Here is a 26077-nt window from a genome sequence, read left to right as displayed (position 1 = left end):
CGTGCCCGTCTCCGGCGGCCACATCCGTCACGCCGGGGCGGGCACCTCGATTGCCAGCAGCGCCGAACTGACCGACTTGCCGTGCGCGTCGAGCGCGAGCGAGCGCGTGACGCCGCCGCCGAGCGCATCGCGCAGCACGAAGTTGAATGCGCCGAGCGCCGGCAATTCGTAACGCACGACGTCGCCGCGCACGATCCCCACCAGCCACGCCTTCACGGCTTCGGCATCCAGATGCACGCGCAGATGATCGTAATGACGCGGATCGCGACAGATGACCGACACATTCAGCGTATTGCCCTTGTCGCCGGTGCGCGCATGCGCGAGTTCACGCAGTTTCATCATGCCTCCACGAATGAAAACGTCGGCGTCACTGCCGCGCGCGGCAGCAGCACCGACTGCACCGCAATCACCTCGCGCGTCGACTTGAACGCGCCGCCGCCGCCGGCCGGTCCGTTCGTGTAGAGCGTCTCGACTTCGTTGCCGATCCGCGCCGCTTCAGCGGCGCTCGCCGCACGGCCGGCCACCCGCACGCGCACCTCGGCCGGCTCGCCGCGCACGGCCGGCGTCGCGTCGCCATACAGCGCATCGACACCGATCAGGTCGAAGCGCAACTCGGTCGCGACGACGCCGGTCAGCAGCAACCGCTCGCGGACGATCTCGAGCGCGAGACGCGCGCGTTCGAGCGCACCCGGGCCGCCGTACGAGATCTGGCCTTCGCCGATCCAGCCGTCGACGTACGCCACCGACACCTTCAGCGTGTCGGGCCGCGCGGTGCCGCGCCCGCCCGTCACGCGCACGCGATCGGTCGCCTCCTCGACGACCGCCACGCGCGTGAAATCCGCGACGACGTCGGGCTGCAGATAACGCACCGGATCGTGAATCTCGTAGAGCAGCTGTTCCTTGCAGGTCGCCGTACTCACACGGCCGCCAGCGTGCGGCACCTTCGTGATCACGACCGCGCCGTCGGCCCCGACTTCGCCGATCGGAAACCCGAGCCGCGCGAGGTTCGGCACGTCCTTGTAGCCGGGATCGGCAAAATAGCCGCCCGTCACCTGCCCCGCGCATTCGAGCAGGTGGCCGACCACCGTCGCCTGCCCGAGCCTGTCCCAGTCATCCATCCGCCAGCCGAACGCGTGGATCAGCGGCGCGGCGAACAACGACGGATCGGCGACGCGTCCGGTCAGCACGACGTCCGCCCCGGCCGCGAGCGCGTCGACGATCGGCGCGGCGCCGAGGTACGCGTTCGCGGACACGATGCGGTCGCGATACGCGGCAACGTCGTCGCCCGATTCCTCGAAGCGGAACGCGCCGCGCAGCACCACGTCGAGCACGTCGTCGCCTTCGACCGCCGCGACCTTCAGTTTCGCGAAACCGAGCGATTGCGCGATCTGTGCGGTGCGCCGTGCGGCCGCACGCGGATTCGCCGCGCCCATGTTCGACACGATGCGCACGCCCTTCTGCGCGGCGACCGGCAGCACCGCGCGCATCCGCGCGTCGAGCAGCGGATCGTAGCCGAGTGCCGGGTCCTTGCGCCGCGCCTGCTGTGCGATCGCGATCGTGCGCTCGGCCAGGCATTCGAAGACGAGATAGTCGAGCTGCCCGTGTTCGGCCAGTTCGACCGCAGGCTCGATCCGGTCGCCCGAGTAGCCGGCGCCCGCGCCGATGCGCACGTGCCGTTCAGGTTGCTTTGCTGTCATGTCCGTACCGTCGTCCGGCGGATTTCACCGCCGGGAAAGATCAAAAAATGCCCAGCACGACGCACGCGATCGTCATCACGATCGAGGCGCCGAACAGCAGCGGGAACGTGAATTTCTGGTGCTCGGCCAGCTCGATGCCGCACAGGCCGACGACGAGAAACGTCGCGGGCGTCAGCGGGCTGACCGGAAACCCGGTCGTCATCTGGCCGAGTAGCGCGGCCTGCCCGACCTGCACGGCCGGCACGCCGAGCTGGCCGGCCACTTCCGCGATCACGGGCAGCACACCGAAGTAGAACGAATCCGGATCGAACAGCATGCTGAGCGGCATCGACGCGAAGCCGAGCACCACCGGGATGTGGCCGGCCATCGACGGCGGCACGAAGCCGACCGCCGCCTGCGCCATCGCCTTCAGCATCCCGCTGCCCTGCATGATCCCCGTGAACACGCCGGCCGCGAGCAGGATGCCGGCCATCATCAGCGCGGCACGCGCATGGGCATCGATGCGCTTTCTCTGCATGTCGACGTCCGGGTAGTTCACCATCAGCGCGATGCACAGCCCGACCATGAACATGATCGCGGGCGGGATTTTCTCGCCCATCACGACCATCGTGCCGAGCACGACGAGCGTCAGCACCAGGTTGAACCAGAACAGGTGCGGCCGCCGCAACGCCTGCTCGTCGGGTGTCAGCTCGCGCTTCGGCAGCGGGATCGACGCATCGTCGCGCGACAACCCGAGCCGCTTCTCCTCGCGCCGCCCGAGCCAGTATGCGACGCCGAACACGAACACGAGCCCGATCGCCTGCACCGGAATCAGCGGATTGAACAGCGCCGACACCGGCAGGTGCAGCGACGCCGACGCGCGGATCATCGGCCCCGTCCACGGCAGGAAGTTGATGCCCGCCGCCATCGACACCGCGGCAGCCAGCACGCGACGGTCCATCTTCAGCCGGTCGTACAGCGGCAGCACAGCCGGAATCGTCACGAGAAAGCAGACGGCGCCCGAGCCGTCGAGGTGGATCAGCAGCGCGAGCAGCGTCGTGCCCATCACGATGCGCGTGGGCCGCGTGCCGACCGCGCGCAGGATGCGGTCGATGATCGGGTCGAGCGTGCCGGCGTCGGTGATCGTCCCGAAATAGAGGATCGCGAACACGAACATCCCGACGACGGGCGCGAGCCCCTTCAGCCCGTCGATGACGAACTTGCTGGTGTGCAGCCCGAAGCCGCCGATCAGCGACGCGGCGATCGGCACGATGATCAGCGCGACGAGCGGCGACATCCGCTTCGACAGAATCGCGGCCAGCAGCACGACGATCGTGCCAAGCCCGAGTAACGGCAGCATCCGTGTCTCCTACCTTGTCTTTTGTTGGAGACGAGCGTAAGGTCGGCGCAGCGATAGCACAATTGAAATGATTTGATCGCAGCAATCACGAATCATTATGGATCTGAATCTCCGCGACATTCGCGCATTCGTCACCGTCGCGCAGGCCGGCAACTTCACGCGCGCGGCCGCGCGCCTGCACCTGTCGCAGCCGGCGCTGACCGTGCAGATCCGCCGGCTCGAGGAAATCGTCGGCGCGCGCCTGTTTGACCGCAACAGCCGCAGCGTTGCGCTCACGCAAACCGGGCGCGAGCTGCTGCCGCTGCTGCAACGCTCGCTCGACGACATGGAGCGCGTGCTGCGCGATGCGCGCGCGCTCGGCGAAGGCACGAGCGGCACGGTGCGGCTCGCTTGTCTGCCGACCTTTGCGTCCAGCCTGCTGCCCGAGCTGATCCAGTCGTTCCGGCGCGAGGTGCCGCGCGCGGGCTTCGAGATCCGCGACGGCGTCGCGAGCCTCGTCACCGCGCTCGTGCGCAACGAGGAGGCCGATCTTGGATTGACCGGCGGCGACACGTTCGATGCGTCGCTCGAGGTGCTGTATGCGGGCGCCGACCGGCTCGTCGCCGTGTGCCCGAAGGATCATCCGCTCGCGCGCAAACGCCGCGTGACCACCGCCGACGTCGCAGCCGTGCCGCTCGTGCTCACCGCACAGGGCACGAGCGTGCGCAGCGTCGTCGATGCCGCACTGGACGCGGCCGGCTGCACGCCCGACATCGCGTGCGAGCCGACCTACATGATGACGGCCGTCGCGATGGTGCGCGGCGGGCTCGGCGTGACGATCCTGCCGGCGACTGCACGCGAGGTGCGCGCCGAGCCCGAGCTGGTCGCAAAACCGATCGACGACCCCGCGTTCGTGCGGCCGATCGCGCTTATCACGAAGCGCGGCCGCACGCTGCCGCGCGTCGCGCAGGCATTCGCCGCAACCATGCTGATGGAATTGAAAAAGCGCGCGTGAACCGCGCGCCCGGATCGGGACAGCACGCCCGCCCGACGCTTACTTCGCGTCCGGATCGACGTGCAGCGATTCGCCGATCGCATAGAAATTGCCGCCCGCGATGTAATGCAGGCTGCGCAGTGCCGGATCGGCCGATTCGAAATACCAGTGGCCATCGCGGAACACGCGCGTGTCGGACCACGCCGCGACCACCTCGCCGATGAACAGGTCGTAGGCCTGCTGGTTGTGCGGTTCCGGAATCAGCTTGCACGCGAGCCAGCCCGAGCAGCCGGCGACGAACGGCAGGTCGTGACCTTCGACGTCGAACAGCGTGACGCCCGCTTCGCGCAGCTTGTCGGGCCGCTCCGCGAGACTGTGGGTGCCGACCGCATGCGTGAGCTGAATCTGCGCGGCCGTCGGCACCTGGATCACGAACGTGCCGCTGCGCTCGACGAGTTCGCGCGTCTTTGCGGTCTTGTCGAGCACGACCGTCAGCTTCGGCGGCAGGAAGTCCAGCGCGCACGCCCATGCGGCGGCCATCACGTTGTCGACACCGTCGTGGCGGGCCGACACGAGCACGGTCGGGCCGTGGTTGAGGAGACGGTAGGCTTTCTTCAGCTCCACCGGAGCGATGTGACTGTCCATACGGGTTCCTTGGAGAACGGCACGCACGGTTGCCGTGCGGCGCGGCGCCGGCCGGTGCGCATGCGCACATCCGGGCCGGAGGCCGCATTCTCGCACCCAATTTCAATCGGCGCCGATCGCGCCGCCGGTCACTTCGCGAACAACTGGCCGATGTCGCGGAACGCCTTGAATTCGAGTGCATTGCCGCACGGATCGAACAGGAACATCGTCGCCTGTTCGCCGACCTGCCCCTGGAACCGCACATACGGCTCGATCACGAAGGTCACGCCGAACGATCGCAGCCGCTCAGCCAGCGCCTCCCAGCTCGGCCAGTCGAGCACGATCCCGAAATGCGGCACCGGCACGTCGTGACCGTCCACCGCATTCGTATGCGCGCCTTCCTGCGACGCGGTCTTCGGATGCTCGTGGATCACGAGCTGATGTCCGTAGAAGTCAAAGTCGACCCACTGCGCGCTCGAACGCCCCTCTGCCAGCCCGAACACACGGCCGTAGAAATCGCGCGCGGCCGGCAGGTCGTAGACCGGGATCGCCAGGTGAAACGGGGAAAGACTCATGGTTGCCTCGTGATGGAACGCTCGCGTGGCGCGAGGACGGCACCATGTTAGTCAAGGTCAAGCAGAAATTAAATCAATATATAGTTGCATCATTCACAAACGGAATTGATGAATGATCCGCGAACTGAAAACCCTCGTCGCCGTCGCCCGTGAAGGCACGTTCGCCGCGGCCGGCAACCGTATCGGGCTCACACAGGCGGCCGTGAGCGCGCAGATGCAGCGCCTCGAAGCCGAGCTCGGCTTCGCGCTGTTCGACCGGCAAGGCCGGTCGGCCCGGCTCAACGAGATGGGCCATCACGTGCTCGACCAGGCGCAGGCGCTGCTCGGCCTGTACGACAACCTGAGCTCGACGGCGCCCGGTTCGCCGGCCGCCGTGCGCGTGACGATCGGCGCGATCGCGTCGGTGCAGAGCGCGCTGCTGCCGGCCGCGCTCGCCGATTTCCATCGCCGGCATCCCGCGTGCCGGACGCGCGTGATACCGGGGCTGTCGATCGAACTGGTCAACCGGGTGGATGCGGGCGAAATCGACATGGCCGCGATCATCCGGCCGCCGTTTTCGCTGCAGAGCGACCTGCACTGGACGACGCTCGCGCAGGAACCGTTCCGGCTGATCGTGCCGCGCAGCGTGAAAGGCAAGGACTGGGCGGCACTGCTCGCGAGCGAACCGTTCGTGCGCTACGACCGCGCGTCGTTCGGCGGCCGCCAGGTCGATCGTTTTCTGCGGAAGATGCACATCGCGGTGCGCGACACCTGCGAACTCGACGAGCTCGATGCGATCGTCAAGCTGGTCGAGAACGGCGTCGGCGTCGCGCTCGTCCCGCAGACCGGCGTGTATCGCCGCTGGCCGGCCGGCGTGCGCGCGATCGACCTCGGGCCTCACACGTTTCACCGCGACATCGGGCTCGTGCATCGCGCGCGGCGCACGATGTCGGAGCCGGCGCAGATGCTCGCGCAACTGATCGAAGCGGTGGCGCAGGCGACCTAGCGGCCTGGGGCCGCCGTTGCCAATCAGCGCCGCCCGGCCGCCCAGTCGACGGCCGCATCGAACAGCGCGATACCGGCCGGCGACAGGTTCACGAACGTGTCGTTGTCGAGGAAGAACATCACGCGGCGCGCCGGCGCGAGCGCTTCGTAGTCCATCGTCGCGCCCTTCTCGTACGCGAAGATCGCGGCCTTGTCGGGTTGACCGTAGACGGTCGCGATCGTGGTCGCGCCGAGCCCCGGCTTGCCCCAGCTCATCGGCGCCTGCTTGCCGTACACGTTCGTCACGCCGGCCGGCAGCCCAGCCGCGATCGGATGCGGCGCATTGACGAGCCACAGGTAGCGCTCCTTGCCCGTTTCGCCGAAGTCGGCGTCGTGACGCTTGCCCGTCATCGCGAGATCGTCGAGCAGGTCGTTTTCCCAGGTCACGAGCGGCTTGTCGAGCGTGCGCCAGCCGGGCCGCACGTTCTTCGACGACACCGTCGACGAAATCACGACCAGGTCGGCATCGCGCGCCGCATCGGGCGTCGACGATTCGTCGATCAGGCGCACCGCGTAGCCGCGTTCGCCGAGATGCTGGACGATGCGTTCGTCGACCTTCAGGTTCGGGCCGCGCAACTGCACGAGCATCGCGACGCGCGTGACGGCCTGCGGTGCGTCGGCTGCCAACGCGGGGGCGGCCACACCTGCGCCCAGGCCAAGGCCTGCGCCGATCGCGAGCACCGAGCCCGCGATCGCACGCAATGCGCGACGCCGCGCGCCGCCAGCAACGGCGCGCACGGCGCCGGTCTTCATGTTCCGGTTCATCTGGATCCTCTCCGAAGCCGCGCGCCGCCGTGACGGCCGCGCGGCGATTGCGTGGTCAGAACTGCAGCGTGGTGAGCAGCGACACCTGTCGCGCATCGCCGATCGCGACGAAGTAACGGTTCGCGCTCGACGGGTAGTAGGTGCGATTGAAGAGGTTCTTCACGTTGAGCTGGAACGACAGCTTCTGCTTGCCGATCCGCGTGTCGTACGTCGCGAACGCATCGGCGAGCACGTACGACGGCAGCGTGAAGCTGTTCGCCGAATCGCCGGGGCGCGCGCCGACGTAGCGCACGTCAGCGCCGATGCGCAGGTCGTCGCCGCCGATCACCGTGCCGAAGTCGTAGACGCCCGCGAGCGACGCCGTATGGCGCGCGACGTTCCACAGCTGGTTGCCCGCGTACAGCGGATCCTCGGTCGTCTTCGCGTCGATGTACGCGTAGCTCGCGATCACGTTCACCCGCTCGCCGATCTTGCCCGACACGTCGAGTTCGATCCCCCGCGAGCGCGCCTTGCCCGACGTGCGCCAGTCGGTCAGCTTGGTCGCGTCGTTGTACTGCGACACGAGCACGTTCTTCTTGTCGATGTTGAAGAACGCGAGCGTGCCGGTCATCCCGCCCGGCAGGTCGAGCTTGCCGCCCACTTCCCACGCGGTCGCTTCCTCGGGCGGCGTCGCGCCGTCGATGATGTAGCCCGTCATCGGCGCGATCGACGACGACGGCTTCAACGATTGCGAATAGCTGCCGTACAGCGAGAACGTGTCGGTCCACTTGTAGACGACGCCCGCGCGCGGCAGCCACTTCGACCCGCTGAGATCGGTATTCGCGACGAACGGCCGGCCGCGCCCCGCGACCTGGTTGTACGTGATGTAGCGCAACCCGCCCGACACGATCCACTTGTCGGTCAGGTGGATCGTGTCCTGCACGAATGCCGACGCATCGTGCAGCGTGTCGGTCTGATCGCTGTCGCTCGCGGACACGGTGCTCGACGGCGGCAGCAGCCCGTAGACGGGATTGATATAGCTGAACGGCGTCTTCACGGCCTGCCGCAGCATGTCCTTGCGGTAGATGCGACGGTATTCGGTGTCGAAGCCGACCTGCACGTCGTGCCGCATCCCGCCCAGCATCAGCTTGCCGTTCACGTAGCCGATCCCGTAGCTGTCGGTGCTGAGCGAACCGTGCGTCGCGTCGTTGCTGCGCGTCATCGTGCCCTTCACCGGATCGACGCCCGTCGTGCGCAACTGGTTCGCGTCGTAGGTCTCGCGGTTGTAGCTGTAGCCGACATGCGCGCTCCAGTCCGCGTTGAACTGGTGATCGATGCTCAACTGCGCGAGGTGCGATTCGCCGTCCATATTGTTGAACGGCTCGTCGATGCGCCGTCGCGCGGGAATGTCGAGCGGCGCGTTGGTGCGCGGGTCGATCGCGGTACCGCGATCGAACGGCGAATGGAATTTCCGGTACTGGTAGGACACCGTGACCTGCGTATCGCGGCCATACCATGCGAGCGACGGCGCGACGAAGGTCTGCCGGTATTCGCCGAAGTTGCGCCAGTACTGCTCGTTCGACTGGTCGACGATCAGCCGGTACGCGAGCCGCGAATCGCCGACCGGTCCGGTCGAATCGAAAGTGGCACTGCCGCCGTTCTTGCCGTGCCCGAACGTCGACGCGCCGAGCGAGATCGCGTTGTAGCGCTTGAGCTGCGGCTGCTTGGTGACGACGTTGACCACGCCACCCGGGTCCATCAGCCCGTACAGCAGCGACGTCGGCCCCTTCAGCACCTCGACGCTGTCGACCGCCGCGTTGAACGCGCGCCCCTGCACGAGCGGCATTCCGTTCTGCATGATCGAGCCGTCGCGGTTGCCGCCGAAGCCGCGCTTCATGATGGTGTCCTGCGTGCCCGCGAGCGTGTTGCCCTGCGTGATGCCGCTGACGTTGCCGAGCGCGTCGTCGAGATTGCGCGGACGCTGGTCGCGCAGCACCTGCGCAGGCACGATGTTGACGGCCTGCGCGGTGTCGAGCAGCGGGATGTCGGAGCGCAGCACGCCCGCCTCCTTCGGCGCGCGATAGCTTTCGGCGCGCAGCGCGCTGGTGCGCACATTGATCGCGGGCAATTCGGCGCCCGCGGCCACGCCGGCCGCCACGGGGCGCGCCACCGCGCCGTCCGCGCGCTTCACCGTGTAGCCGCCGCCCGGCTGGCGCAACGCGACGAGCCCGGTGCCCGCCAGCAGGCGGTCGAGCGCGCCGTCGACGTCGAAGCGGCCCTGCACGCCGCCGCTCGTCAGGCCGGCCGTCAGCTCGGCCGGAAACGCGAGCAGGATGCCGGCATCGCGGCCGAACCGGTTCAATGCCGCTTCGAGCGGCCCGGCCGGAATGTCGAACGCTCGGCGCGCCGCGCGCTGCGCGGCCGGCGCCGCATCGGTGTCGGTGTCGGCCAGCGCGGGCAGCGGCAGCAGCGCCGACACCAGGACGGCGCCGGCCAGCCGGCACGCCAGGCGAGCGGGCATGGCGGGGGCGGCCGGGCGCGTGGCGCGCGGCAGATGTCGGGCGGGCGCCGGACGGCGCCGATACGTGAGACGGATGGAAACCATGATCGGGAAGTCGGTGGACGATGGGCCAGTGCTGCTTTCATTACCCATGTCACGCGAACATCGAGAAACAGCTCAGGTCGGCGGAAAATTTTTTCGACGTGCTCACGAACGGGCCGGCACGACCGTCGCCCAGTAGCGCGTCAGGTAGTGAACGTCGATCGGCAAGGTCGCCTTCAGCGTGTCGAGCACGCGCGCGGGATCGTCGAGCGGATAGGTACCCGACACGCGCAGGTCGGCCACGGCCTCATCGCAGCGCAGGCTGCCGCGGCGATAACGGTCGAGTTCGGCGACGAGGTCGGCCAGCCGCATACGCGACGCGACGAGCATGCCGCCCGTCCACGCGGACGCATACGCGTCGAGCGGTGCCGGCACGCCGATCGCGTCACGCGTGAAATCCGCGCCCTCTCCGGCCGCGATCACCCGCGCGACGGCCGTCGCATCGTCGGGCTGCACGTGGACGGCACCGGCGAACACCTCGATACGCGTCAAGCCTTCGCGCTGCCGCACCGCGAAGCGCGTGCCGAGCGGCCGCAGCTCGCCCTGCGCGGTCGCGACGACGAGCGGGCGCGCGGGCACGCGCTCGTCGTGGCCGCTCGTCACCATGATCGTGCCGCGCAGCAGGTGCAGGCGGCGCGCGGTGTCGTCGAAACGCACGTCGAGCGCCGTGTCGGTATCGAGCACGACGACCGTGCGATCCGCGAGCGTCACCGTGCGCCGTTCGCCGACCGCCGTGCGCAGGTCGGCCGGCCAGATCGCCGCGCGCCGCGCGGGCTCGGCCATCCATGCGGCGCCGCCCGCGAACAGCAGCACGGCCAGCGTTTTCACGGCCGCGCGGCGACGGCCCGCACGCGGTGGCAGCAGCGCCGCACGTGCAGCCTGCGGGTCGAGCCCGGCCGCCAGCCCGCCGAACCTGCGCTGCATCGTTTCGATATGACGCCATGCCGCGTCGTGCGCGGGATCCTCCGCGCACCAGCGCGCGAGCGCCGCGTCGAACGCGTCGCCCGTCTGGCCGGCCTGCCGGTCGACCCACCATTCGACCGCGCGCCGCGCAATCTCGGGCGGCACCGCCGGCACTCCCGGGGCGGCCATCGGTCAGGCCGCCATCGCGAAGAAGCACTGCGCGCCGGCCTTCACGAGATGGCGCTTCACCGTCGCCAGCGACACGCCGAGTTCGCGCGCGATCTCGGCCTGCGTGAGCCCGTCGAGCTGCGCGAGCAGGAATGCACGCTTCGCCGCGAGCGGCAGGCCGTCGAGCAGCCGGTCGATTTCGAGCAGCGTCTCGAGCACGACGGCCCGCTCCTCCGGCGATGGCGCATAGGCTTCAGGGCGCTGCGCGAGCACATCGAGATACGCGCGCTCGATCTGCTCGCGCCGCCAGTGGTTGCTCAGCACGCGCTGCGCGACCGTCGTCAGGAACGCGCGCGGCTCGTCGGCGCCGATCGGCTCGTCGCGCGCGAGCAGGCGCATGAACGTGTCGTGCGCCAGATCGGCTGCGCGGTGCGCGCAACCGAGCTTCCGGCTCAACCAGCCGCGCAGCCATGCGTGGTGGCCGGTGTAGAGGGCGTCGATTTCTCGATGGAGGGACAGCTTGTCAGCAGACATGGCCGGGTTCCGGGTGCGCAGGCGTCAACGATTTTGTAAATGAGAATGATTATTATATACAAAACGAGACAGGCGGCCGGGGTTTCGGTGGGCGGTGGGTGCTGCCGCGCTCCGGCGGGCGACGCGTCGCTGCCGAGCATGCCGAGGGAGCCCAGGCACGGCGCTCCACGCACGCCGCGGCAATGAGACCGGAATGGGCGACCACGCCGCGATGCGTCGCCAGGCGCGCGCGATGCATCGCTAACACATTCGCCACACCCGGCCAATTCGATTCATTAAATAATTATTTGACGTATCAATAGCAATATCCCGGCCGCCTTAATTCCTCCCCCAATTGCCCGGAATTATCGCGAGATATGCAAGTCGCAATGGCGAAATCACGAAATGACCGCCAATTGATACGCATTTTTCAACAATTCAAATCCCTCGATCGCCGCGATCGGAGTACATCCCTGTCTTTCTCAGGCCACAAAAGAGAATTTCATTTTCCCGTTTTAATCGGGCTCGGTAGTCTCCTGCCATTCCGAATCACGAACACAAGCCAATGCGCAAGGAGATGACATGAAACGCACGACCCTCTCGCTGATTTCCATCGCGTCATTCGCGGCGATACCCGTCGCGCATGCGCAGTCGAGCGTCACGCTGTATGGCGTGATCGACACGTCGATCACCTACGTGAACCATGCGCAGGGCAAGGACAACGCGTGGATGCTCGGCAACAGCAGCGCGGGCAACCTGGCCGGCAGCCGCTGGGGCGTGAAAGGCACCGAGGATCTCGGCGGCGGGCTGAAGGCGCTGTTCCAGCTCGAGGACGGCTTCGACCCGAGCAGCGGCCGCCAGGGCCAGGGCGGCCGCCTGTTCGGCCGGCAGGCATTCGTCGGCCTGACGAGCGACCGCTACGGCACGCTCACGTTCGGCCGCCAGTACGATCCGCTCGTCGATCTCGTGCAGGGCATCACCGCCGACAACTATCTGGGCAGCGTGTTCGCAACGCCGGGCGACGTCGACAACTACGACAACAGCTTCCGCGTCGACAACGCGGTGAAGTACACGTCCGCCGTCTATTCGGGCCTGCAGTTCTCGGCGATGTATTCGTTCGGTGGCATCGCCGGCAGCACCGGCGCCGCGAATTCGTATTCGGCCGCCGTGTCGTACAACAACGGGCCGTTCAGCGTCGCGGGCGGCTACTTCCACACGACCAACAGCCCCGCGTCGACCGCCCTGCGCAGCGGCTGGACCAGCTCGTCGGACGGCACGTTCGACGGCCCGATCAACAGCGGCTATGCGAGCGCGCATTCGATCGGCATCGCGCGCATCGCGGGCCAGTACGTCGCGGGCCCGTTCACGTTCGGCCTCGGCTACAGCAACGCGCAGTACCGCCGCGATGGAAGCTCGGTGTTCGGCTCGAACGAGCACTACAACACGGGGCAAGGCTTCGTGAACTACCAGGCGACGACTGCGCTGCTGGTCGGCGTCGGCTACAGCTACACGCGCTCGGGCGGCGACACGTCGGCCACCTATCACCAGGTATCGGCCGGCGCGGACTACACCCTGTCGAAGCGCACCGACGTCTACCTGACCGCAGCCTATCAACACGCGAGCGGCCAGACCGGCGACGGCAAGGGCGGCGCGATGGCCGCGCAGGCGTCGATCGGTTCGTACGGCTATGCGGGCACGAGTTCGCAGACGATGGTCAACCTCGGCCTGCGTCACCGCTTCTGATGCCAGACGACCGGCTGCGCGCCGCGCGGCCGGTCGCATTCGCATGAACCGGCACGGCGGCTTCGGCCGCCGTTGTTTCCGGATCGCCGGTTCATCGCTCTTTCAGCCCGGATATCGACTGCCGCGCGATTTCCATCCGGTTTGATTCAGCACCGACTTCCCCAAGCGAATGACGCGACGCGTCAGCATTCCCGCACCGCCACTACCCCGGCATTCGCGCGAAAATCCGGCCATTTTTACCGATAATGCTTCGCTGAACCCTGTGATCGGACGCGATAAAAATGCGTGGCGAACGCATGGGCAAATGCAAAGGAAAGTTTGACGTGAGCCATTTGCCGGCTCGCTATGGCACACTTCGCGTCTGCGTAATTTCCTTGCACCGGGCGGCCGGATTCCGCCCCATCCTGCCATGCCGCGTCAGACAACCCGTTCGATCAGCCGAGAAACGCTGAAAATCGCCGCGACGATCGCGATGTCGTGCGCGCTCGCCGGCGTCGCACGGGCCGATTGCCTCGACGACGCAGCCGCGTTCCAGCACGTGAGCGTCAGCCTGATGCGCGGCATCGCGCAAGTCGAATCGGGGATGAATCCGAACGCGCTCAACACGAATACCAACGGCACGGTCGACATCGGCCTGATGCAGATCAACAGCACGTGGTTGCCGACGCTCGCGCGCGAGGGCATCACGCGGGAGAGCCTGTTCGACGCGTGCACGAACGCGTATGTCGGCGCGTGGATCCTGTCGCAGAACATCCGCCAGCTCGGCCCCAACTGGAACGCGATCGGCGCGTACAACGCCGCGTCGCCCGACAAGCGCCTCGCGTATGCGCGCAAGGTCTATGATGCAATCCGGACCATGCCGGATTCGCCGGATACACCCATGCCTATCCTTCCACCGTCCTTTACGCCGCCGCAACAGGCCCAGGCGTACAACCCGTTCGCGAGCCTGAGCGTGTCCGCTCCCCAAGGGGTCACGCGCCCGCGCACGATCTCGCCGGCCCCGCCGCCTCCGCCGCAAGGCGGCCCCGCCGGCCCGGCCGGCACCTACAACTTCGGATGGTCGGTCACCGGTGCGGATCAGGCGAAGCCGACCCAGGTCTTCGACGATGGCGCGCGGATCTACGTACAGTTCAGCGACATGAAGCACGTGCCGGCGATCTTCACCGAGACGTCGGCCGGGCGCGTGCTGATGTCGTGGGAGCTGCAGTTTCCGTATGCCGTTCTGACGCGTCCCGCGCAAACGTTAATCTTCCAGCTCGGGCCGTTCGAGGCGCGCGCGCAGCGTGGCGCGGGCAATGGCGCCGGCATGACGGCGCAGGCCGGTACGGCAGGTGCGGCGGCCGCCGCCGCTGCTTCGAAGAAGCCGGCCGGCGCGGCGACGAATGCGGCAGCCAGTCCGGCTGCGACAGCCGCAACGGCTGCAAAACGCTCTGCGTCGACCGATGCGCTGTGGTACCTGAATACGCCGTCGACGTCGGGAACGGCATCGGCCGCGAACACGGCCACGCCCTCATCCACGTCGAACGCGCCGGCCACGTGGCCCACCGCGGTGACGTCGAACACACCGCCTGCCGCCACGCCCCAGGCACCGGCCGCGACGACGCCGGCTACGCGTGTCAGCACCGACGCGCTCTGGTACATCTCGAAGTAACGCGCGGGCCGGTTGCGCGTCGGCAACCGGCATGCGCCACGCCCTGGCCGCTATCGAGCGGCCGTCGTACCGGACGGTGCCGATACCTACCGACGACACCAGCGAGTGATAGACGTCTGATAGAAGCTGACCCACAGCATCTGCTCGGCTTTCGCCTTGACGCGATCCGTCTCCGCGCTTGCGGCATCCTTCTTCAGGTTGATTTTGGCCGTGGCACTCACTAATCCTGAGTCGGCTTGAGCTCGGGCGCGTTCATGTCGTCAACCCACTGCAGCTCGGCGGTGCCGTTCTTGCGGAAATACACGCGCAGATAGCGCGACGTCGGCGATTCCGGCTGCGGGATCGTCACGTCGATCGTCTTGCGTTCCGGTTGAATGCCGCGCTGAATGTCGTCCAGCGGCTGTGCGAACTCCCAGAACAGCTTCACCTTCTGCCCGGGCGTCACCTTGCAGCCGCACGCGAATCCGCCGCCGCCACCGAAGGCCTCGCCGTCTTCCCGTGCCGACGGATTGCCGAAGCATCCCGACTTGTGCTCGTTGTCGAGCCAGAACTCGTGAAGCTTGCGGCCGTACTCGTTATATCCGGTGACGCACACGTTGTGCGGCTCCGCTGACGCATCGACGCCGTGCTTGCCGCATGCCGCGAGCACACCCAGCCCGACCAGCGCCAAACCATGCATCCCTGCCCTGAATTTCATCGATATCCTCACAAACTTGCATCGTTGCTGCTGGCTTCCGGTGATGGCGGACCGAACCGATTGCGTGCATCGTCCCCGCGATTGAACCCGTTCATCGCAATGGCGACGAGCGCGCCGCCGTCGTGAGCGCCGGGCACCGCATCGGTCATCGCCGACATGCCGCCCAGTCGTTGCGCGATCGCGCCCTGTACGTCGGCGCCCGCATTGGCGCCCGCGACGCACACTCACGAACTGCCGGATACTGCCGCGCGGATCGCCGTCGCTCGTCTGGTGGAATCCCACCGAGATCGGATCGGGTCGACATGATGGGTGGGCTCGGGGTTCGCGAAAGGCAATCCATTCAGTGACTGGCGTCGATGCATCGATGCACGCTTTACCGTTCGGTCAAATCGACGGCGGGTTGTTTGTCCATCCGTATGAATGCCTTGCCTTTCATTGCCGCGGGCGACTGGATGTCGACGTTTGCGACGCCGACCATCAGGAAGGTGCCCCCTTGAATCTGTTGCGCCGACGAACCCGGATCGAACGTCAGTTCGTCGTACGGCACGACGAATTCGACTTTCACCCGCTGCCCCGGCTTGACGGAAATGGAGGACGCGTAGGGGCGGGAAGCGGGACTCAAGTACTTCTCGACCAGTTGGACATCGAAACCGACACGGGCGTCGTTGAGCGCACCGATGTAGACGTATTGCTTTTTCGGGTCTATCCGCTGCGGCAACCATTTCTCGGGACCGTCGATGACCACTTCCTGTGTCCCGTCATTCCCGAACACCACCTCGACCACCAGATTGCCCGACGCGGCATGCGCGGTGAACGCCGGGTGCAGATTGATTTCCGGCGTGCCGTGGTCAAGCAGGTCCTGTGCAAGACTGTACAAAAAACGATAGCGTGCCGCCGATCGGGTCGCTGTATCGATACTGAAGGTTACCCTCGTAACGCTTTCCATTCAGATCGAACGAATACGAAAGGACCGATCCGATATTCCGGCCCGGAACCGAAGCGATCTCGCCTCCGGCCAGTATCCGTTTCAGCTGGTCGAGCTTCGTCCTGTATTGATCCGTCAGTTGTGCCGTGTATTTTCCGATGCCCGAATATTTCGCCGGCGGCATGATGTCCAGATCCCGTCCGAGCGAATAGTAAGCAACGCGATCGCCGCTGACCGTGAATCCCATTGGAGGCGAAGGCTTGATCTGCCCCGGGCTGTTCCGTATCGTGAAGTAGTCCTCACGTGCTTCTGCGGTTGCGGTCAACATCATGCCGAACAGAAACACCGCCATCAGAAAACATGGCAGGCGCCCCCTGACTCCACCCGCCCGGATTCCCGCTCGACGAGCGCCGTTTCCCTTCCTGACCGCCAGTGTCGCGCACGACGGGTGTTCGGTCTGCATCATGTCACTCCCGCGTCAAACCGACCGACGGAACCGGATCCGTCCACGTGAAGAACCTGCCGGCCATCTCGTCCGGCTTGTCGAAATTGCCCTGCATGCGACCGACGAAATCGTAGGTGCCGGTTTCCACCCGCTGGATGGACGAATCGCGGTCGAACGACAACGCGTCAAAGGGAACCGCGAATCCGACGCGGATCGCTTCGCCTGGCTTGACTGCGATTTCGCTGGCGTAGCGCCGCGATGCGTCGATCAGATACTTGCTGTCGAGGCGGATCCTGAACTCGGCACCCGCGTTGTTGCTGCCCTGGACTTCGACATATTGCCGGCTCGGAATCGCGAGATTGTCCGTCCAGGTTTCCGGGCCATCGATGAGCACCGCCTGCCGGCCTTCGTTCCTGAATTCGAGTTCGATCAGCAAGCGATTCGAGACGGAATGAATCGACAACACCGGACGAAGATTGATCTCCGGCATCCCGTGGGCCAGCAATTCCTTCGCGAGCGAATACAACACGACGACCTTGTCCTGCACCGGCTGTTCCGCCCGGTAATTGAATGCACCGTCGTAGTGGCGTCCGTCCATGTCGAACGAATAAGACAGAACCGGTCCTGCATTGACCGCGTCCCGGACCGCGGCGTCGCGTTTGCGCAGGACGTGCTTGAATTCCGCGAGCGGCCGGGCATAGGCGTCGCTCGATTCGACCGTATATTTTCCGATGCCCAGATAGCGGTCCTCCGCACTGTGATCGAGGTCTCTTCCGCGCGAATAGTAGGCAAGCATCCCGTGTTCATCCGTGATCACCATGGCCGGTGCAGGATTGGTTTGCCCGGCGCCGCTACGGATCGCGAAACGGCCGCGCGCGTCGTGCGCAGACGCGATGTCCGTCACGCCAAGAATCGACGTCATCACCACCAGGATCCGTGTCACGCGCATCACGTCAGGATCACTCCCCAGTCAGTGTCACGTTGTCCAGCCGGTCCATCGGCGTAAAGAACCGCCCGTCCATTTCCTCCGGACGACGGATGTCGAGGTTCACCTCGCCGACGAAAGCGTAGTTACCCGCTTCGACACGGCGCATCGGCGAACTGGCGCCAAAGGTCAGATCGGCATAAGGCACGAGAAATTCCAGTTTTTCGGGTTGCCCCGGCTTGACGGTAATCTTGCGTCGGTAATGTCTCGATGCGTCGCTTAGATATTTGCTGACAAGCCTGATGCGCAAGCGGACGTTATCGCTGTGGCCACCGATCTGCACATACTGCAGATCGGGGTACTCCAGATCCGGCGACCAATGATCCGGGCCGTCGACTGTTACGTCATGCTTGCCATCGTTCGATAACGTCACGTCGACAACGAGATGTTCCGCCGTTGATCGCACTGCAAATGTCGGATGCAGATTGATCTCCGGCGTGCCGTGCGCCAGCAGATCGTGGGCCAGGTCATAAAGCACCGAAAGGTTGTTGTTGAACTGACCATCGAACTGATAGTTGTACGTGCCCTCATAGTGGCGGCCGTCCTTGTCGAACGAATAGACGAGCACGGACCCCTTATTGATCGCACGGATCTGGGGGATCGTCCTGCTGCTCAGCGTCGCCTTCACCAAATCGACATGCCGGCGATAGGTTCCCGTGAGATTCGCCGTATATTTTCCGATGCCGAAGTAACTCGATGGCGGCATCGGGTCGATATCCCGACCTCGCGAAAAATACGACACCTTTTGGCGGTCGGCCGTGAAGACCATCGATGGCGACGGATTCATCTGCCCCTGCCCACTCCTAATTTCGAAATAATCAGGGCGATCATGCGCAAGCGCCATCTCACCCCCTCCGAAAGAAAGCATCGACACCACAAAAAGAAGCAGAGAACGCATCATTTCAGCACTTCCCAGTCAATCCCGGTTTTCTCGTTGAACCCGTCACGGAAGCCGTACCTATCGTGCTTCTGAATTTCCGGCTTCTCCATCAACATTCCGCGGCCCATCAGGTTCGAGCGGCGCACGATCAAGTGCAATCCAGCGTCCGGCTCGACGGACGCCTGCAGCACGTGAATCGACAGCGCGTCGTGCAACGCAGCGCCGAACAGCGGTTCGCCCCGCACATGGGGACGCACGATGTCGAACTTCAGATCGACGATCGATGCATGCGGAGACTGAATCTCGAACGTGAGCGAGATCTGCGTGCTCGCGTCCGGCCGCAGCCTGAGCGCGCGGTGCCTGGGCAACCGCGTGAAAGCGCGCGGCCGTCAGCCGCTGCGGCGACAACGTCGCGTCGTACGCGGTCCGGAAAGGATCTTTGCGCCCTTCACGGGCCGGCTGTACGACTCGGTGCCGTGTGGCATCACGACCGATGCCGACATCTGCGCGGCCCGGCTCGCATCGATCTCGAAGCACGCGATCGAACATGACGGGAACGGCCGCAGGAGATGTGGATACAGCGCGTCGGCCAGCGCGGCCGTGAATTCCGGGTCGTCGTCGATACAGCGCGACACGCGCGCGCCGAGCGGCGCAAACGACTCGTCCCGCCACGCCAGGAGCGCGCATGTCGTCTTCGTACGGCAGGTTGGCATGCGGTCAAGGCGCCCCACTCTACCGGATCGATTCCGCGCAGTCCACGGTTGATCCGGCGCGCGCACGACAGGCGATGAATCGACGTCGATACGCGAACCGGTTGCCGGCGTGCCGTCCGACGTCCGCCGCACCGGCCCGCTCAGCCGCACGCCGCTTCCTGCAGGCTGAAACGCGTCAGCCGCGCCGCACCCAGATCACCTTGCCGTCGCGAATGCCGAGATTGCGGCGTTCCTGCCGGTAATCCATCGTGCCGGGCAGCGCCTTGCCGTCGCGTTCGAGCACGCGCCACAGGCAGCCGTCCAGTTGCGCCGCCGCATCGGCCTCGGTCTTGCCGACCAGTGCGTCGTCCGGGCCCGCGTCTGCCTTGCAGGCCTGCGACGTGCCTGCCGGCTCGCCATTCATCACCATGCCGCCTGCGGTCGCATTCTTCGTCTTCATGTCCGTACATCCCGCAAACGTTGCGCTCGCAACCAGCGCCATCATCATCGCGATCGTCTTCTTCATCGGTTTCTCCCTTTCGCGCCCGGTGGATCGGGTTCATGTCCGCATGCCAGCGCCAGCCGGGCGTTGCATGCATGATCGGTTCCGCACGGCGCCGGCCGTTTCCGGACGGTTGGCGGCCAGCGAACCGCGGCTTCGCGCCCGCCTGCCGCGCTGCTTCGGCGCACCGGCGTCGCCAGCTCGGCCTGGCGCCGAAGCCGCCTGCATGTTACCGCACGCTGCGCTGCAAGACGGCACGCGCAAGCGCCTGGCCGTGCTCGACGGCATCGTCGAAACCAGCACGCGTCGGGACAATTCGCTTCATTCCAGTCGACTCGCCGGACGGCTACTCAGAACTTGTAGGTCGCGCCCACGATGCCGTAGTAGTTGCTGCGCGACTGGACGATCGGGCTGTCGCCGTAGCGGCCGAGCAGCCGCGTCACGCCGCCGGTCGCGAGCACCGACCAGTGCTGCGACAGGGTCCAGTTCCACGCGACCGCCATCGACGCGCTGTCGATCCCGCCGCTCGTCGAATACGGCCGGAACCGGCTCGTCATCGACTGTGCGTCGGTCACGCCGTAGAACGTCTGCGTGTAGCGCCCCGAGCCCGCATGCACGGTGCCAGTCACGATGATCTCGTGCTGCGCGGTCTTGAACACCGGCACCGCGAGATCCATGTGCCCCGACACGCCGCGCGACGTGTGCGTCACCGGGGTGTCGATCGTGACGCTCAGTTCCGCCGCGTTGAACAGCGTCACGCCCGCGCGCACGCCGACCAGCACCGAGCCCGGAATCCGGCCCATGCCCTTCAGGTAGTCGGAGCCCGGCATGTCGAAGCGGTTCTCGTCGGTGCGGCCCGCGTCATAGCTCACGGCCGCCGATACGAACGCGCCGTGCGGCAGGTCCAGCCGGTAGCCGGCGCCCTCGGTGCTGTCGATGAAGAAGCCGTTGCCGAACTTCGCGGAAAAGCCCGGCGCAACGACGCCGCGGTACTGGTTGCTGCCCTGATAGCGTGGCGCGAAACCGCCGCCGAGCGACAGCGAATACTGGTTTTCCGCGTGGGCGGCGGCGGCGAGGGTCAGGCCGGCGAGCGGCATGCAATAGCGGTAGCGGCGGAGTATTGGGCGCACAATATTGAGATAGGAGTGACGGAGCCCGCAGTCTAGGTGCCGCCCTGCGCCGAGACTGTCCTGAATCTTCGGGGAATCTGTGCTCAATTGTGTTCGATTGTTCGAGATTGTCGTCCCGCTCCCCCGGCCGTCGGTGCGCCGGATAGAATTCGCGTGCCGCGCCGCACACCGGCTTGCCCGGATGTGAAGTGGCGCGTGCATCCTGAGGAGACCATGAACGAAGATCCGCTCAAATACCGCGTACTGCTGATCGAGGACGACGACCGCCTTGCGCAGCTCGTCCGCGAATACCTCGACGGCTATGAATTCGCGGTGACGGTCGTCCGGCGCGGCGACCTCGCCGTCGCGGCGGTGCGCGAGCACCAGCCCGCCCTCGTGATACTCGACCTGATGCTGCCGAACCTCGACGGGATGGAGGTCTGCCGGCGCATCCGCGCGTTCACCAACGTTCCCGTGCTGATCCTGACCGCGCGCGCGGACGTCTACGACCAGGTCGCGGGCCTCGAGACGGGCGCCGACGACTACGTGACGAAGCCGATCGAGCCGCGCGTGCTGGTCGCACGCGCCCGCGCACTGCTGCGCCGCGCGCAGCCGGCCGCCGCCGAAGCACTCGTGGCCGCGCCCGAAGCGCTCGTGTTCGGCGAGCTGGCGATCTCGCCGCCGAACCGCACCGTCACATGGCGCGGCGATCCGGTCGACCTGAAAACCGCCGAATTCAACCTGCTGCTGATCCTTGCGCGCGCGGCCGGCACCGTGCTGAGCCGCGACGACATCCTGAAGCAGCTGCGCGGGATCGAGTTCGACGGGCTCGACCGCTCGGTCGATTCCGGCATCTCGAAGCTGCGCCGCCGCTTCGAGGATGCGTCGTCGGAGCCGCACAAGATCAAGACGATCTGGGGCCGCGGCTACCTGTTCAGCCCTTCTGCGTGGGACGAATAAATGCTCCGCCCGTTGATTCGGCTGTACCTCGTCGTGATCCTGTTCGTCGCCGCGTCGATCCTGTTCATCCAGCTGTCGTTCGACCGGATCTTCTACGATCGCAGCGCGCAGGCGCAGCGCGACTCGTTGACAACTTATGCGTTCGTGCTCAACGACTACCTCGAACGCCATCCGGGCGCACAGCGCGAGCTTGCGTTGCGCGAGCTCGCGAAACACGGCAACGAAGGGTTCGGCTTCCTGTCGATGACCGCCGCCCGTGCGCAATTGAGCGGCGCGCCGCTGCGCGATCTCAATGCCGGCCGAATTGCGATCAGCTATAACGGCAAGGATTACTACATGCCGCTCGCGGATGGGTCGGTCCTGCATGCGCGGCCGATCGAAGCGTCCGATCTCGACATCCGGATCTATGCGTACCTGCTGCTCGCGCTCGGCACGCTGTTCGCGGTAGTGCTGTGGATTCACTATCACTGGCGCGACCTGCGCAAGCTGCAGGACGCCGCACGCGCATTCGGCGCCGGCACGCTGTCGACACGTGTGAAGTTGTCGGGCAAGTCGAACATCTACGAACTGTCGCAGCAGTTCAACGACATGGCCGAGCGCATCGAGGCATCGATCAAGCAGCAGCGCGAAATGATGCACGGCATCTCGCACGAACTGAAGACGCCGCTCGCGCGGCTCGAATTCGGGCTCGCGCTGCTTGCCGAGCCTGACGAAACGGGACGGATGCGCGAACGCCGCGACGCGCTGCGGCGCGACGTGCGCGAACTCGACGAGCTCGTCACCGAGCTGCTGACGATCGGCCGGCTCGAACAGGGCGCGAGCCAGCTCGCGCCGATGGAAGTCGTCGTCGATGCGCTGATCGACAGCGTCGCCGGCAACGTCGCGAACGACATCGCCGATCGCGGCATCGCGCTCGATGTGTCGACGCTCGGTGCACCCGCCGCCCACGTGTGCGACCCGAAGCTGGTCGCCCGCGCATTGCTGAACCTGATCCGCAACGGCGCGCGCTACGCGTCGCGCAAGGTGCTGCTCGCCGCCGAGAGCGACGCGTCCGGCGCGCTCGTGCTGAGTGTCGACGACGATGGCCCCGGCATTCCGGCCGCCGAACGCGCCCGCGTGTTCGAACCGTTCCAGCGGCTCGACTCCAGCCGCGACCGGCAGACCGGCGGCTTCGGGCTCGGGCTCGCGATCGTGCGGCGGGTCGCACAAGTACACGGCGGCGACGTGCGGCTCGAGGATTCGCCGCTCGGCGGCGCACGCTTCGTGATCACGCTGCCCGCGCGAACGGTGCCCGACAATCTGTTCGACATGCCGGGCGCCCTCGCCCACGCCGACGCATTCGGCGGCAGCGCGGGCATGGCCATCCCGCGGCAATGACGCGCGCGGCAGGCGCCCTCGCTGCCCTCGCCTGACCGCTCGACTGTCCGCTCGACTGTCCGCTCGACTGACCGCTCGCCTGACCGCTCGACTGTCCGGCCGCCTGCCGCCGGTGTGAGCAACGCCGCTCAGCGGCGCCGCAGCAACGCGACGAAGAACAGGCTGCCGAACATCGCGGTCACGATCCCGATCGGCAGATCCTCCGGCGCCGCGAGCGTACGCGCGGCCACATCGGCCCAGACGAGCAGGATCGCGCCGGTCAGCGCGGCCACCGGCAGCAGCCTGCCGTGCTCGGCGCCGACGACGCGCCGGCACAGATGCGGCGTCACGAGCCCGACGAAGCCGATCGCGCCGCTCACCGCCACCATCGCCCCCGTCGCGAACGACGCGACGACGAAGACCTCGCGCCGCATCCGCGCGCTCGGCACCCCGAGCGCGGCCGCGGCAACATCGCCCGACATCAGCGCATTCAGTTCGCGCCGGCGCGCGTACAACGCGCCGCCGGCGAGCACCGCGCACACGGCCGGCACCGGCAGCAGATCCCAGCGCGCGAGCCCGACGCCGCCGAGCATCCAGAACAGCACCGACGATGCGGCGCGCTGGTCGCCGAGATACAGCAGCAGGTTGCCGAACGCGGCCATCATGAACGACACCGATACGCCCGCGAGCAGCAGCCGGTCCGATTCGAGCCGGCCGCGCCGGTAAGCGAGCGCAACGACGCAGGCGGTCGCTGCGAGTGCCCCCGCGAAGGCCGCGGCCGACAGCGTGAACGGGCCGAATGCCGCACCGGCCATCACAGTGACCGCGACGGCGCCGAGCATCGCGCCCGCGCTCACGCCGAGCAGGTGCGGATCGGCCAGGCGGTTCGCGGTCGCCGCCTGCAGCGCGACGCCGACGGCGGCCAGCGTTGCGCCGACGATCGCGGCCAGCAGCGCGCGCGGCATCCGGATCAGCCAGACGATGCTGTCGTCGCCCGCCCCCGCCGCGAACGCGCCGGCCTCGCCGAACGCCGACACGATGTGCGTGGCGACAATCCGCACCGCGGCCGGCATCGCGATCGGCGCCGGCCCGAACGCGGCCGACGCGACGATCGACACGACCAGCAGCAGCGCCAGCACCGGCAACACCACACGCATGCCGGGCCGCGACGCACGCACGGGCACGCTCATCGCGCCGGCCCCGCGAACGCGGCCGGATACAGCGCGCGCGCCAGCGTCTCGACGGCCGCGACGTTCTCGGGGCCCGGCGTCGCCGCATCGTACGGAATCACGATGAAGCGCCGGTCGCGGATCGCGGCCACGCGCGCGAGCGACGGCTGGCTCAGCAGGAACTGCTGCTTCTGCGCCGCCGTCACGGCCGAATAATCGACGATCACGATCACCTGCGGATCGCGCGCGACCACGCTTTCCCAGCTCACCTGCGTCCAGCTGCGCGGCAGATCGGCCATCACGTTGCGTGCCCCGGCCGCCGCCAGCAGCGCGGTCGGCATCGCGAGCCCGCCGGTCGTCATCGGCTTGTCGGTGCCGCTGTCGTAGACGAACACGCGCAGCGGCTCCGGATGCCCGATCGCACGCGACACCGCCGCGAGACGCGCACGCATCGCGGCGACGACCTGCGCGGCGCGCGCGTCGACGCCGAAGATCCGGCCGAGATTGTTCAGGTCGCGGAACACGTCGTCGAACGACGCGGCCGCCTGCTTCATCACATGCGAACACGATTCGGTCAGCTCGTACGTGCGGATGCCGAACGGGGCAAGCGTCGCCGGCGTCACCGGGCCGCCGACATGCATCCCGTAGTTCCAGCCCGCGAGATAGAAGTCGGCGCGCGCGGCCGCCAGCACCTCGAGCGACGGATACTGGCTCGCCAGTTCGGGCACACCGCGCAGCGCGTCGCGCACGCGCGCGGTGCCCGTCTTCCAGCCGCCGATGCCGGTGTAGCCGACGAGCCGGTCCTTCAGGCCGAGCACGAGCATCATCTCGGTCAGGTTCACGTCGTTGCTCACCGCGCGCGTCGGCGCGCGCTCGAACGTCACGTCGCGATCGCAACTGCGCACGGTGACGGGATAGGCCCCCGCCTGAGCGGCCGCGCAGCCGAGCACGGTCGCGGCAACCAGCCGGCGGGATACGGACGACAACGACAAGGCGGAGAACAAGGCAGGAAACGGCATGGCGGTCATTCCGGATGAAGCGGCGTGATGCGCGGCCGGCCCGTGACGGGATGGCGATCGACGAGCGCGGCGACGCCGAACACGTCGCGCAGCAGCGCTTCGGTCAGCACGTCGGCCGGCGTGCCCGATGCGACGATCCGGCCGTGCGCGAGCACGTGGAGCCGGTCGCAATACGCGGCCGCGAGATTGAGGTCGTGAATCGTGGCGAGCGTCGCGATGCCGAGGCGCCGCACGCGCGCGAGCAGTTCGAGCTGATGGCGCAGGTCGAGGTGGTTGGTCGGCTCGTCGAGCAGCAGCAATTCAGGCTGCTGCGCGAGCGCGCGGGCCAGCAGCGCGCGCTGCTTCTCGCCGCCCGACAGCGACGCGAAGCGTTGCGCACGGCGCTCGACGAGGCCGACGTCGTGCAGTGCGGATTCGACGATCCGGCGATCGTCCGCCGACTCCGCATCGAACGGCCGCAGGTGCGGCGTGCGCCCCATGCCGACCAGTTCGTCGACCGTCAGCCCGAAATCGTCCGGCGTCTCCTGCTGCAGCACCGCGATGCGTTGCGCGACCGCGCGCGGCCGCATGCGCCACACGTCCTGCGCGTCGAGCGCGACACGGCCGGCATCGGGCCGTGCGTAACGGAACACGCAGCGCAGCAGGCTCGTCTTGCCGCTGCCGTTCGGGCCGACCAGCCCGACGAACTCGCCTTCGGCCACGCTCAGCGTCACCGAATCGAGCACGCTGATCGCGCCGCCGGGAGACCAGCTCACGCGTTCAATGTCGAGCATGTGCGCCACG

28 protein-coding genes are annotated in these 26077 nt (G+C 67.0%); 6 read left to right on the top strand and 22 right to left on the bottom strand.

Going from position 1 to position 26077, the window contains the following annotated elements:
• Positions 1-27: 27 nt before the first annotated feature.
• Genes ACN8ZM_RS07155 through ACN8ZM_RS07145 form a run of 3 tightly spaced genes read right to left on the bottom strand, consistent with a single transcriptional unit; the run spans position 28 to position 3036 of the window.
• A complete protein-coding gene (locus ACN8ZM_RS07155) occupies positions 28-339 on the bottom strand; it encodes an AtuA-related protein (RefSeq protein ID WP_420210864.1) in 312 nt (103 codons plus the stop codon).
• Positions 339-1697 (bottom strand): acyclic terpene utilization AtuA family protein, encoded by a 1359-nt coding sequence (locus ACN8ZM_RS07150; protein ID WP_420210863.1) that lies wholly within the window; start codon positions 1695-1697, stop codon positions 339-341. The genes ACN8ZM_RS07155 and ACN8ZM_RS07150 overlap by 1 nt, the downstream gene beginning before the upstream one ends.
• A gap of 40 nt (positions 1698-1737) precedes the next feature.
• Positions 1738-3036: a CitMHS family transporter gene (locus ACN8ZM_RS07145; RefSeq protein WP_043182406.1), complete on the bottom strand. Its 1299-nt coding sequence runs from the start codon at positions 3034-3036 to the stop codon at positions 1738-1740.
• Between the two features lie 97 nt (positions 3037-3133).
• Here ACN8ZM_RS07145 and ACN8ZM_RS07140 point away from each other — a divergent pair, with 97 nt between their 5' ends.
• Positions 3134-4030, top strand: coding sequence for a LysR family transcriptional regulator (locus ACN8ZM_RS07140; protein ID WP_420210862.1), 897 nt, complete (start codon positions 3134-3136; stop codon positions 4028-4030).
• A gap of 39 nt (positions 4031-4069) precedes the next feature.
• Here ACN8ZM_RS07140 and ACN8ZM_RS07135 read toward each other — a convergent pair whose 3' ends face one another.
• Together ACN8ZM_RS07135 and ACN8ZM_RS07130 are read right to left on the bottom strand one after the other, a co-directional pair.
• Positions 4070-4654: a flavin reductase family protein gene (locus tag ACN8ZM_RS07135; protein ID WP_089450293.1), complete on the bottom strand. Its 585-nt coding sequence runs from the start codon at positions 4652-4654 to the stop codon at positions 4070-4072.
• 128 nt (positions 4655-4782) lie between these two features.
• The gene (locus ACN8ZM_RS07130) at positions 4783-5208 is read right to left on the bottom strand and encodes a VOC family protein (protein WP_043182401.1); all 426 of its coding nucleotides are present in this window, start codon (positions 5206-5208) and stop codon (positions 4783-4785) included.
• Positions 5209-5320: 112 nt separating this feature from the next.
• Between ACN8ZM_RS07130 and ACN8ZM_RS07125 the strand changes: the two genes are divergently transcribed.
• Positions 5321-6193 carry a LysR family transcriptional regulator gene (locus ACN8ZM_RS07125; RefSeq protein WP_420210861.1) on the top strand — a complete coding sequence of 291 codons (873 nt, stop codon included), beginning with the start codon at positions 5321-5323 and terminating at the stop codon, positions 6191-6193.
• A gap of 23 nt (positions 6194-6216) precedes the next feature.
• Here the strand turns inward: ACN8ZM_RS07125 and ACN8ZM_RS07120 are convergent, their stop codons facing one another.
• Genes ACN8ZM_RS07120 through ACN8ZM_RS07105 form a run of 4 tightly spaced genes read right to left on the bottom strand, consistent with a single transcriptional unit; the run spans position 6217 to position 11182 of the window.
• Positions 6217-6996, bottom strand: coding sequence for a hypothetical protein (locus ACN8ZM_RS07120; RefSeq protein WP_420210860.1), 780 nt, complete (start codon positions 6994-6996; stop codon positions 6217-6219).
• 55 nt (positions 6997-7051) lie between these two features.
• On the bottom strand, positions 7052-9628 hold the full coding sequence (locus ACN8ZM_RS07115; protein ID WP_420210859.1) for a TonB-dependent siderophore receptor: 2577 nt from the start codon (positions 9626-9628) through the stop codon (positions 7052-7054).
• 54 nt (positions 9629-9682) lie between these two features.
• A complete protein-coding gene (locus ACN8ZM_RS07110) occupies positions 9683-10669 on the bottom strand; it encodes a FecR domain-containing protein (protein ID WP_420210858.1) in 987 nt (328 codons plus the stop codon).
• Positions 10670-10672: 3 nt separating this feature from the next.
• Positions 10673-11182, bottom strand: a complete 510-nt coding sequence (locus tag ACN8ZM_RS07105) for a sigma-70 family RNA polymerase sigma factor (protein ID WP_089450288.1) — start codon at positions 11180-11182, stop codon at positions 10673-10675.
• A 561-nt stretch (positions 11183-11743) separates the two neighbouring features.
• On the opposite strand from ACN8ZM_RS07105, the gene ACN8ZM_RS07100 reads away from it, so the two are divergent.
• Entirely contained in the window at positions 11744-12904 is a 1161-nt protein-coding gene (locus ACN8ZM_RS07100) for a porin (RefSeq protein WP_420210857.1), read from the top strand.
• Positions 12905-13313: 409 nt separating this feature from the next.
• Positions 13314-14555 carry a transglycosylase SLT domain-containing protein gene (locus tag ACN8ZM_RS07095; protein WP_420210856.1) on the top strand — a complete coding sequence of 414 codons (1242 nt, stop codon included), beginning with the start codon at positions 13314-13316 and terminating at the stop codon, positions 14553-14555.
• 220 nt (positions 14556-14775) lie between these two features.
• Here ACN8ZM_RS07095 and ACN8ZM_RS07090 read toward each other — a convergent pair whose 3' ends face one another.
• From ACN8ZM_RS07090 to ACN8ZM_RS07045, 10 genes are all read right to left on the bottom strand, one after another.
• Positions 14776-15252 carry a DUF3304 domain-containing protein gene (locus ACN8ZM_RS07090; protein ID WP_043182389.1) on the bottom strand — a complete coding sequence of 159 codons (477 nt, stop codon included), beginning with the start codon at positions 15250-15252 and terminating at the stop codon, positions 14776-14778.
• An 8-nt stretch (positions 15253-15260) separates the two neighbouring features.
• Positions 15261-15410 (bottom strand): hypothetical protein, encoded by a 150-nt coding sequence (locus ACN8ZM_RS07085; protein WP_420210855.1) that lies wholly within the window; start codon positions 15408-15410, stop codon positions 15261-15263.
• 215 nt (positions 15411-15625) lie between these two features.
• Positions 15626-16129: a hypothetical protein gene (locus tag ACN8ZM_RS07080; RefSeq protein ID WP_420210854.1), complete on the bottom strand. Its 504-nt coding sequence runs from the start codon at positions 16127-16129 to the stop codon at positions 15626-15628.
• A complete protein-coding gene (locus ACN8ZM_RS07075) occupies positions 16101-16643 on the bottom strand; it encodes a hypothetical protein (protein WP_420210853.1) in 543 nt (180 codons plus the stop codon). Before ACN8ZM_RS07075 ends, ACN8ZM_RS07080 begins: the two co-directional genes overlap by 29 nt.
• 1 nt (position 16644) lies before the next feature.
• The gene (locus tag ACN8ZM_RS07070; RefSeq protein ID WP_420210852.1) at positions 16645-17550 is read right to left on the bottom strand and encodes a hypothetical protein; all 906 of its coding nucleotides are present in this window, start codon (positions 17548-17550) and stop codon (positions 16645-16647) included.
• 31 nt (positions 17551-17581) lie between these two features.
• Positions 17582-18508 (bottom strand): hypothetical protein, encoded by a 927-nt coding sequence (locus ACN8ZM_RS07065; protein ID WP_420210851.1) that lies wholly within the window; start codon positions 18506-18508, stop codon positions 17582-17584.
• Positions 18505-18744: a hypothetical protein gene (locus tag ACN8ZM_RS07060; RefSeq protein ID WP_420210850.1), complete on the bottom strand. Its 240-nt coding sequence runs from the start codon at positions 18742-18744 to the stop codon at positions 18505-18507. The genes ACN8ZM_RS07065 and ACN8ZM_RS07060 overlap by 4 nt, the downstream gene beginning before the upstream one ends.
• A 132-nt stretch (positions 18745-18876) precedes the next feature.
• The gene (locus ACN8ZM_RS07055; protein WP_420210849.1) at positions 18877-19200 is read right to left on the bottom strand and encodes a type VI secretion system baseplate subunit TssF; all 324 of its coding nucleotides are present in this window, start codon (positions 19198-19200) and stop codon (positions 18877-18879) included.
• A gap of 175 nt (positions 19201-19375) precedes the next feature.
• A complete protein-coding gene (locus tag ACN8ZM_RS07050) occupies positions 19376-19705 on the bottom strand; it encodes a hypothetical protein (protein WP_043182381.1) in 330 nt (109 codons plus the stop codon).
• A gap of 326 nt (positions 19706-20031) precedes the next feature.
• Entirely contained in the window at positions 20032-20778 is a 747-nt protein-coding gene (locus tag ACN8ZM_RS07045; RefSeq protein WP_043182380.1) for a MipA/OmpV family protein, read from the bottom strand.
• Between the two features lie 246 nt (positions 20779-21024).
• Between ACN8ZM_RS07045 and ACN8ZM_RS07040 the strand changes: the two genes are divergently transcribed.
• Together ACN8ZM_RS07040 and ACN8ZM_RS07035 are read left to right on the top strand one after the other, a co-directional pair.
• A complete protein-coding gene (locus ACN8ZM_RS07040) occupies positions 21025-21750 on the top strand; it encodes a response regulator (protein ID WP_420210848.1) in 726 nt (241 codons plus the stop codon).
• Positions 21751-23127 carry an ATP-binding protein gene (locus ACN8ZM_RS07035; protein WP_420210847.1) on the top strand — a complete coding sequence of 459 codons (1377 nt, stop codon included), beginning with the start codon at positions 21751-21753 and terminating at the stop codon, positions 23125-23127.
• Positions 23128-23255: 128 nt separating this feature from the next.
• Here the strand turns inward: ACN8ZM_RS07035 and ACN8ZM_RS07030 are convergent, their stop codons facing one another.
• From ACN8ZM_RS07030 to ACN8ZM_RS07020, 3 genes are read right to left on the bottom strand one after another with little or no spacing between them, the layout of a single operon-like run.
• A complete protein-coding gene (locus ACN8ZM_RS07030) occupies positions 23256-24296 on the bottom strand; it encodes a FecCD family ABC transporter permease (protein ID WP_420210846.1) in 1041 nt (346 codons plus the stop codon).
• Positions 24293-25303 (bottom strand): ABC transporter substrate-binding protein, encoded by a 1011-nt coding sequence (locus tag ACN8ZM_RS07025; protein ID WP_420210845.1) that lies wholly within the window; start codon positions 25301-25303, stop codon positions 24293-24295. Before ACN8ZM_RS07025 ends, ACN8ZM_RS07030 begins: the two co-directional genes overlap by 4 nt.
• Positions 25300-26067 carry an ABC transporter ATP-binding protein gene (locus ACN8ZM_RS07020; protein ID WP_089450685.1) on the bottom strand — a complete coding sequence of 256 codons (768 nt, stop codon included), beginning with the start codon at positions 26065-26067 and terminating at the stop codon, positions 25300-25302. Before ACN8ZM_RS07020 ends, ACN8ZM_RS07025 begins: the two co-directional genes overlap by 4 nt.
• Positions 26068-26077 lie beyond the last annotated feature (10 nt).

The organism is Burkholderia aenigmatica (genome assembly GCF_048627025.1).
Taxonomy (GTDB): domain Bacteria; phylum Pseudomonadota; class Gammaproteobacteria; order Burkholderiales; family Burkholderiaceae; genus Burkholderia; species Burkholderia aenigmatica.
The sequence above is the reverse complement of the archived record's forward strand: the minus strand, read 5'-3'. Positions and strand labels throughout refer to the sequence as shown.

Coding starts and splice junctions, on each gene's coding strand:
- ACN8ZM_RS07135 (WP_089450293.1), bottom strand. CDS start 4,654: ATGGACAGTCACATCGCTCCGGTGGAGCTGAAGAAAGCCTACCGTCTC.
- ACN8ZM_RS07150 (WP_420210863.1), bottom strand. CDS start 1,697: ATGACAGCAAAGCAACCTGAACGGCACGTGCGCATCGGCGCGGGCGCC.
- ACN8ZM_RS07105 (WP_089450288.1), bottom strand. CDS start 11,182: ATGTCTGCTGACAAGCTGTCCCTCCATCGAGAAATCGACGCCCTCTAC.
- ACN8ZM_RS07055 (WP_420210849.1), bottom strand. CDS start 19,200: ATGCCAACCTGCCGTACGAAGACGACATGCGCGCTCCTGGCGTGGCGG.
- ACN8ZM_RS07100 (WP_420210857.1), top strand. CDS start 11,744: ATGAAACGCACGACCCTCTCGCTGATTTCCATCGCGTCATTCGCGGCG.
- ACN8ZM_RS07030 (WP_420210846.1), bottom strand. CDS start 24,296: ATGAGCGTGCCCGTGCGTGCGTCGCGGCCCGGCATGCGTGTGGTGTTG.
- ACN8ZM_RS07020 (WP_089450685.1), bottom strand. CDS start 26,067: ATGCTCGACATTGAACGCGTGAGCTGGTCTCCCGGCGGCGCGATCAGC.
- ACN8ZM_RS07035 (WP_420210847.1), top strand. CDS start 21,751: ATGCTCCGCCCGTTGATTCGGCTGTACCTCGTCGTGATCCTGTTCGTC.
- ACN8ZM_RS07090 (WP_043182389.1), bottom strand. CDS start 15,252: ATGAAATTCAGGGCAGGGATGCATGGTTTGGCGCTGGTCGGGCTGGGT.
- ACN8ZM_RS07050 (WP_043182381.1), bottom strand. CDS start 19,705: ATGAAGAAGACGATCGCGATGATGATGGCGCTGGTTGCGAGCGCAACG.
- ACN8ZM_RS07085 (WP_420210855.1), bottom strand. CDS start 15,410: ATGTCGGCGATGACCGATGCGGTGCCCGGCGCTCACGACGGCGGCGCG.
- ACN8ZM_RS07125 (WP_420210861.1), top strand. CDS start 5,321: ATGATCCGCGAACTGAAAACCCTCGTCGCCGTCGCCCGTGAAGGCACG.
- ACN8ZM_RS07155 (WP_420210864.1), bottom strand. CDS start 339: ATGAAACTGCGTGAACTCGCGCATGCGCGCACCGGCGACAAGGGCAAT.
- ACN8ZM_RS07115 (WP_420210859.1), bottom strand. CDS start 9,628: ATGGGTAATGAAAGCAGCACTGGCCCATCGTCCACCGACTTCCCGATC.
- ACN8ZM_RS07110 (WP_420210858.1), bottom strand. CDS start 10,669: ATGGCCGCCCCGGGAGTGCCGGCGGTGCCGCCCGAGATTGCGCGGCGC.
- ACN8ZM_RS07095 (WP_420210856.1), top strand. CDS start 13,314: ATGCCGCGTCAGACAACCCGTTCGATCAGCCGAGAAACGCTGAAAATC.
- ACN8ZM_RS07025 (WP_420210845.1), bottom strand. CDS start 25,303: ATGACCGCCATGCCGTTTCCTGCCTTGTTCTCCGCCTTGTCGTTGTCG.
- ACN8ZM_RS07065 (WP_420210851.1), bottom strand. CDS start 18,508: ATGATGCGTTCTCTGCTTCTTTTTGTGGTGTCGATGCTTTCTTTCGGA.
- ACN8ZM_RS07045 (WP_043182380.1), bottom strand. CDS start 20,778: ATGCCGCTCGCCGGCCTGACCCTCGCCGCCGCCGCCCACGCGGAAAAC.
- ACN8ZM_RS07120 (WP_420210860.1), bottom strand. CDS start 6,996: ATGAACCGGAACATGAAGACCGGCGCCGTGCGCGCCGTTGCTGGCGGC.
- ACN8ZM_RS07075 (WP_420210853.1), bottom strand. CDS start 16,643: ATGATGCAGACCGAACACCCGTCGTGCGCGACACTGGCGGTCAGGAAG.
- ACN8ZM_RS07130 (WP_043182401.1), bottom strand. CDS start 5,208: ATGAGTCTTTCCCCGTTTCACCTGGCGATCCCGGTCTACGACCTGCCG.
- ACN8ZM_RS07145 (WP_043182406.1), bottom strand. CDS start 3,036: ATGCTGCCGTTACTCGGGCTTGGCACGATCGTCGTGCTGCTGGCCGCG.
- ACN8ZM_RS07040 (WP_420210848.1), top strand. CDS start 21,025: ATGAACGAAGATCCGCTCAAATACCGCGTACTGCTGATCGAGGACGAC.
- ACN8ZM_RS07140 (WP_420210862.1), top strand. CDS start 3,134: ATGGATCTGAATCTCCGCGACATTCGCGCATTCGTCACCGTCGCGCAG.